Annotated in this window: 5 protein-coding genes; 4 read left to right on the top strand and 1 reads right to left on the bottom strand. The window is 61.1% G+C overall.

What is annotated here, in order from left to right; genetic code table 11:
• Positions 1 to 2093: HEAT repeat domain-containing protein (locus ABYV89_RS13220; protein WP_432823417.1), on the bottom strand; the 2093-nt coding region annotated here is incomplete at its 3' end.
• 449 nt (positions 2094 to 2542) lie between these two features.
• Here ABYV89_RS13220 and ABYV89_RS13215 point away from each other — a divergent pair.
• The 4 genes from ABYV89_RS13215 to ABYV89_RS13200 all read left to right on the top strand — a co-directional run bounded on the left by ABYV89_RS13215 (position 2543) and on the right by ABYV89_RS13200 (position 6568).
• Entirely contained in the window at positions 2543 to 3397 is an 855-nt protein-coding gene (locus ABYV89_RS13215) for an NAD(+)/NADH kinase (RefSeq protein WP_432823416.1), read from the top strand.
• A 10-nt stretch (positions 3398 to 3407) separates the two neighbouring features.
• A complete protein-coding gene (gene recN, locus ABYV89_RS13210) occupies positions 3408 to 5075 on the top strand; it encodes a DNA repair protein RecN (protein WP_432823415.1) in 1668 nt (555 codons plus the stop codon).
• 44 nt (positions 5076 to 5119) lie between these two features.
• Positions 5120 to 5569: an N-acetyltransferase gene (locus ABYV89_RS13205; protein ID WP_432823414.1), complete on the top strand. Its 450-nt coding sequence runs from the start codon at positions 5120 to 5122 to the stop codon at positions 5567 to 5569.
• A 129-nt stretch (positions 5570 to 5698) separates the two neighbouring features.
• Positions 5699 to 6568 carry a M23 family metallopeptidase gene (locus tag ABYV89_RS13200; protein WP_432823413.1) on the top strand — a complete coding sequence of 290 codons (870 nt, stop codon included), beginning with the start codon at positions 5699 to 5701 and terminating at the stop codon, positions 6566 to 6568.
• Positions 6569 to 6623 lie beyond the last annotated feature (55 nt).

Raw genomic sequence — 6623 nt, 5'->3', positions numbered from 1 at the left:
GCGGCCGGATATTTTTCCAGGGAACGCAACGCCTCTGCTTTCAGCCGGTTGAGGGCCCCCGTGTTCAGCAGGGACTTGCTTTTCAGCAACTGTTCGAGCGCCGGCAGCGCCGCGCTGCTGCCGATGTCCGCCAGTGCGCCTATCGCTGCGAGCCGGAGCTCGAGTTCAGGTGCGGCAAAGCCTCCCTTGTCGATAAGGTCCGCCAGCTTTTTCACCACCTGCGGATTTCGGCTCAGTCCGGCTGTCTTGACCGTCTGGAGGCGGATGGATAAGTCGGTTTCTTCGAGAGCGAGCAGCAGCAGGCGGTCCGCTTCAGGGTCTTTCATGACGAAACAGGCTTCCAGTGCCTCCTGGCGCACCTTGGGGTGAGGGTAGAGCAGCAGCTTGCGAACCGCGGGGAGGAGCGCGGGATCATTCAGTTTGCGCAGAATGATCAGCAGGTTTCGGACGAAGAACCAGCGCTTGTCCCGCAGTCGGGCCAGTACCGCCGGTCGGGCTGTGTTCCCGAGATCGACGAGACAGTCGAGATAATAACGGCGCAGCGACATGCTGCCTTCTTCCGCGAGCTGGTTGAGCAGCGGTTCGACGAAGGGGGCGCCGACCGCCTGGATGAGCAGCTTGATGTCGAGATGTTTTGCCTTGCCCCAGAGATGCAGCCCCCCCATGACTTCTGCGAGAAAGTCGGCGCTGTGAAAAGCGGCGAAGACATTGCTGCGGGCGGGGGAAACGCCGGCGCCGGCCTCGCGGTGCTCATACAGTTCGGCCAGGGACAAGAAATCCCCGGTTTCGAGAAAGTACGAAAAGAGCCCCTGGAAATTTTTTTCCAGGCGGGGGGCGCTCTCGTTGCGGCACGAGTGTTTCATCACTTCGAGAATGACGGCGCCGGTCTGCAGTTCCACGTTCTGCTTCAGCAGGGCATCCCTGATTTCCGCCAGCTCCTGCTTGAGGCTGCCCGGCATGTTTTCCACCGACAGCAGATTGCGCAGTGTCTCCCGGTATTCGGAGGGGAGGGCTTCTTCGACGCTGTTTTCCTGAAAAATGCTTTTCAGTGATTGGTCGATGTCGTCGGTAGTGAAGCTGGGCAGGTCGTGCGGCGATGCCGGAAGTTTTTCGGCTGTGATCGTGGACGACAGTTTTTGTACCAGGCTGAGGATCAGCGGCGGAGCATAGGTTTTTCGCGCGTTGATCTCCTCGAGGATATTCAGGATGATCTCGTCGGGAAAGCGCTCGAGGATTTCTTTTGCCAGCCCTCGCCGGTTGCCCATGGACTTGAAAATGCCTGACAGAAACTGTCGCCGCAGCTCCGGGTTGAGTTTCTGGACAAAAACGCTCATTTTGTCGAGCGCCTTGAGGTCGTAGCGTTCTTCCAGTTCGTCCTGTTCGACCTGCGTCAGAAAGGCGTTGATGGCATTTGAATAGCCGGCTCCCTTGCCCTCGGCGCCATGATCAAAGTGCTGATTGGCGATGTCCGCTGCCTGCAGCGGGTCGATGTCAGCGTTGGTGGCGACATAATGCCCCTGCGGGTCAAGGGTCCCCTGCACCAGGCCGTGAACAAAACTTTCCCACAGATTGGCCGGCTCCTTTGCCGCGGCACCCGGTTTCGGCGGCTGGACCTGGCTGATTTCAGTGGTCAGAAAACAGTCGTAGTCGATGAGCTGTGCCCGGACATTTTGAACGTCGGCCGCACGCAGGATGTTTTGGATGCCGCCCTGCTCATGCACCTGTTCGCGTGACATCACCATCAGGCGAACGAAGGCCAGGAGTTCTGCGGCGGAAAGTCCGGCGGAAAAGGTCACTGCCCCGATATCTTTTTCGAACAGGGCGCGGGCAACCTGGCTAAAGGCCGGGTTGCTGCGATCAAGCACCGTCGTCCCCAGCAGCAGGGCATCCCGCGCGATCCCCAGGGAGAGTTCTCCGGAGTCGAGGCAGCCGGTGAGCTGGGCCAGGGTTTTGTCCGCCGCCGTGGCGATCAGGGGGTGTCCGGGCGGGTAGGCCGCCAGGTGTTTGCGGCAGATGTTGAGCTCCTTGAAGAGCGGCGCCATGCGACAGCTCTCTGCACCCGATTCAAGGTTGGCTCTGACATCAGTGCTCATGTAAACGGTCCTTGCGACAGCTGCGTTGTCCTGCTGGAATTTGTCGGTCTCGTGGTGGCGTTGCCTGGATGCCGGGATCGGGCTGATTCCGGTGTTTACCCCGGCGGTCCCAGGTTTTGAAAGATTTTGTTAATGCAATATCTGGGCCGTAAGGCGGGTGGTGTTTGCTGGTTTTACGGTGTGGGGAGGAAGTGCCGTTTGTCTCTGTCCGAGGGGGGATTCGTGCCCCCTGCCGGGGGCTTTGGGCGTATTGCCCGCCGGCTGGGTCAGGCGGATCGACGTGGTCCGGTTTTACGGCGTGACTGATTAACGTTATCCGGCGGAGAAAGTCAGGGGAGAGCCCTGTTCCCTCATGGGCTGGTTTTTGTTCAGCCGGGGGCCCTTGCCGGCGATGGACATTGCACGAGGTCTGTGCTATCTTTCGTTTTTCGCCGAAAGGGGACATCTTTATGAAACGGATTGGTCTTTTTGCCAAGCGCAGCAATCCCGATGCCATTGCCGTTGCCCGCGAGGTGACCTCCTGGCTGCAAGAGCGGGGGATCGAGGTGTTTCTCGACCAGCACCTGGCCAGCGATATGGGCGATTATCAGGGGTACCCCGGCGGCTCGATTCCTGCCATGGTCAACCTGATCGTCGTGCTTGGCGGCGACGGTACCCTCATTTCGGTGGCCCGCAAGGTCGGCGACTTGCGCACCCCGATTCTCGGCGTCAATCTCGGCAGCCTCGGTTTTCTCACCGAAATCACCCAGGACGAGCTTTACCCGGTGCTGGACAAGGTGATCTCCGGAGAGTTCGCCGTCACCAACCGGCTCATGCTCGACGCGGTGGTGCGTCGCGGCAGCCAGGAGGTGGGCCGCTTCCGGGTGCTCAATGACGTGGTCATCAACAAGGGCGCCATTGCCCGCATTATCGACATGGAAGTGACCGTCGATAACGACTACCTGACCACCTTCAAGGCTGACGGACTGATCATTTCAACGCCCACGGGCTCCACGGCCTACAATCTTGCGGCCGGCGGTCCGATTATCTATCCCGGGCTGCACTGCCTGGTCATTTCACCGATCTGTCCCCACATGCTGACCAACCGGCCGATTATTGTTTCCGACGAGGCGATTATTCAGGTCGAAGTCAAATTTCAGGATGAAGACGTCGCCTTTACCGCCGACGGCCAGGTCGGCATGCCGCTGCAGGGGGGCGACGTGGTCGAAATCCGCAAATCCCGCAGCAGCACCCTGCTGGTCAAGAGCCCGTCGAAAGACTTTTTCGAGGTCCTGCGAACCAAGCTTCACTGGGGCGCGCGCTGAGCTTCCATTCATGCTGACCGATCTCATCATCCGCAATTTTGCCATCATCGACCGCCTCCAGGTTTCTTTCCGGTCCGGCTTCAATGTGCTGACCGGGGAAACCGGTGCCGGCAAGTCGATCATCATTGACGCCGTCGGCCTGCTGCTGGGGGAGCGGGCTCGTCCCGACCTGATCCGTACCGGCGAGGAAGAGGCGACGGTGGAGGCGCTGTTCGATCTTTCCGCCGCTCCGGAGCTGATCCGGGAGCTTGCTGAAGCCGGATTCGATAACGGCGACGAACTGTTGGTGCGGCGTACCGTTTCCCGTGCGGGTAAGAATAAGGTTTTCATCAACGGTTCGCTGGCGACCCTGGCCCAGCTGCAGCCGGTGACCGTCGGGTTGATGGTTATTTATGGCCAGCATGCCCAGCAGGGGCTGCAGCGCTCCGACCTGCACCTGGAACTGCTCGATGGCATTGCCGGCGCCGGGCCCCTGCTGGCGGCATACCTTCAGTGCTACAAAGAGGCCCGCCAGCTCGAAGAGCGGCTGCTGCACCTTGATGAGGCAGAGCGGGAGCGGCAGCACCGCCTGGATTATCTCGGTTTTCAGAGTCGCGAACTGGCCGAGGCCAACCTGCGTGCCGGCGAGGATGAGGAGCTGGAGGCGGAGCGACTGCTGCTGCTGCACGCCGAGCGTTTGGCGGCGGCGACCGGCGGCGGCTACGATATCCTCTATGGTGAAGACGGCGCGGTCTGCGAACGGCTCGAAGCGTTGGCGGGCAGCCTTGAAAACCTGACAAATATCGACCCGGCGCTCGGTCCTCTGGCCGAATGCCTGCGCAGTTCTCTCTACTCTCTGGAGGACGTGGCACTGCAGCTGCGCGACCGCGCCCAGAAGGTAAGCTTCGAGCCGGGACGGCAGAACGAGGTCGAGGAGCGCCTGGCCCGGCTGGCCAGCCTCAAGCGAAAATATGCGCCGACCATCGATGAGTTGCTGGCCCTGCGCCAGCGCATCGACCAGGAGCTGGCCGAGCTGGCCGACCTCGATACGACCCGCGACGGTCTGTCCAAGGCGTTAACCTGTGCCCGCGAAAAGATGCTGCAGGCAGGTCTGTCCTTGTCGGACCAGCGTCGGCAGGGAGCCGCCCTGCTGCAGCAGCGGGTCGAGGCCGAACTGGCCGGGCTCGCCATGGGGCGGGCCCGTTTCGAGGTGCGTTTGACGCCGTTGGCCGAAGCTGGTCCCCGCGGTCTGGAAAAAGGCGAGTTTTACCTGTCGCCCAACCCCGGCGAGGAGCCGAAGCCGCTGGCCCGGATTGCCTCGGGGGGGGAGCTGTCACGGATCATGCTGGCGCTCAAAAGTGCGGCGCCCGAGGCCGGAGGCATTCCGACCCTGGTTTTCGATGAGGTCGATGCCGGCATCGGCGGCGAGGCCGCCACCGCGGTCGGCGAAAAGCTGCGGGGGGTGGCCGGGGATCGGCAGGTTCTTTGCATAACTCATTTGCCCCAGGTCGCCGCTTTTGCCGATGCCCACTACCGGATTGAAAAGCAGGAGCGCGACGGACGTACCTTCACCGCCCTGGTCCGGCTCGATGGCGAGGAGCGGACCCGCGAAATGGCTCGCATGCTGGGTGGCGCCAGGGTCACCGAGCGTACTCTTGCACACGCCCGCGAGCTGATCGGCGTGTCGAATCCGGGATAACCCGTTTTCCCTGTCTTCCACTAACCTATCAAGGGGGATTGCCCATGATCCGCAAAGCGCGCATGGCTGATGCCAAGGCGATCCACAAGCTGCTGATCACCTATGCCCAGCAGGGCCTGATGCTGTCCCGGTCGCTCGCCGACATTTACGAAGGAATTCGTGATTTTTACGTATTTGAGGTTGACGAGCAGGTGGTCGGCGCCGTCTGCCTGCATATCTGCTGGTCTGACCTGGCCGAAGTCCGTTCGCTGGCGGTGGATGGAAGCCAGGAGAAAAAGGGGATCGGGCGCCAGCTGGTCGAAGCCTGCCTCAATGAGGCCCGCGGTCTTGGTCTTCTCCGGGTCTTTGCCCTGACCTACAAGCCCGGTTTCTTCGCGAAGATGGGTTTTCACGAGATCGAGAAGTCCGAACTGCCGCACAAGATCTGGGGTGATTGCATCAAATGCCCGAAGTTTCCCGAATGCGACGAAATTGCCATGAGCATCGAGTTCTGATCGGAGCGGGCCGGTCGCGGGAGGCCAAAAAGCTTGACATCCTGGACATTGTTCTATAATTAATCCAACAAACGCTCTAGTAACCGCCTGTTCTGTTTGAGTTGCGCAGGCGGCGGACGGGAGGATTGTTTGTCAGCAAAAAAGTACACGATACTCGTTATTCCCGAGGGCTCCCACCAGGTGCGCCGGTTTGCGTTCATGCGGCGCTGGCTCGGCGTGGCCGCTCTGCTGCTGGTTGTCTTTCTGGTTGGTGTCGGTCTGCTTGGATTCGATTATTACCGGATCAACCTCGACCGGGGCGACCTCGCCCGGCTCAAGGTGGAGAACCGGACTCAGCAGCAGGAGCTGCGTCGATTGACGGCGAGTCTTGACGGATTGCGGCAGGAACTCATGGTGCTGGCGCAGAACGACGCCAAGGTGCGGGTCATGGCCAAGCTGTCCAAGCCCAAGACCGAAACGCTGACCGGGGTCGGCGGTCCGCCCGAGGAAGATCCGGCGACCGAGTTCTCGGCTCTGCAGCGCCAGGTCGACGAAATCATGCAGGCCATCGACCTGCGTCGGGCCAGCCAGGAAGAAATCCACGGTATTCTCAACGACGAACGCTCCCTGCTCGGCGCCAAGCCGAAGGGGTGGCCGACCAAGGGCTGGATGACTTCGGGGTTCGGCATGCGCAAGTCGCCGTTCACCGGGCGGCCGAAGATGCATGAGGGGCTCGATATCGCCGCCCGCACCGGCACCCCGGTCTATGCCACGGCGGACGGTATCGTCAGTCGGGCTGAAACCGCGCCCGGTTACGGCAAGCTGGTGGTGATCGATCACGGCTACGGGTTCAAGACCTTTTACGGGCATAACTCCAAGCTGCATGTCAAGATCGGTCAGCGGATCAAGCGGGGCGACAAGATCGCTTCGGTCGGGAGTACCGGCAGTTCAACCGGCTCACACGTCCACTATGAGGTGCGCCGCAACAATGTGCCGCTCAATCCGAAAAAATATCTCTGAGCCAACCTGAGAAACGCCCAAAACGCCCCGGCCTCACCGGGGCGTTTTTTGTTGC

Origin of the sequence: Trichloromonas sp. (assembly GCF_041583255.1) — a bacterium.
In the GTDB taxonomy this organism is placed as follows: domain Bacteria; phylum Desulfobacterota; class Desulfuromonadia; order Desulfuromonadales; family Trichloromonadaceae; genus Trichloromonas.
Note: the sequence above shows the minus strand (reverse complement) of the source record. Positions and strands in the feature narration are given on the sequence as shown.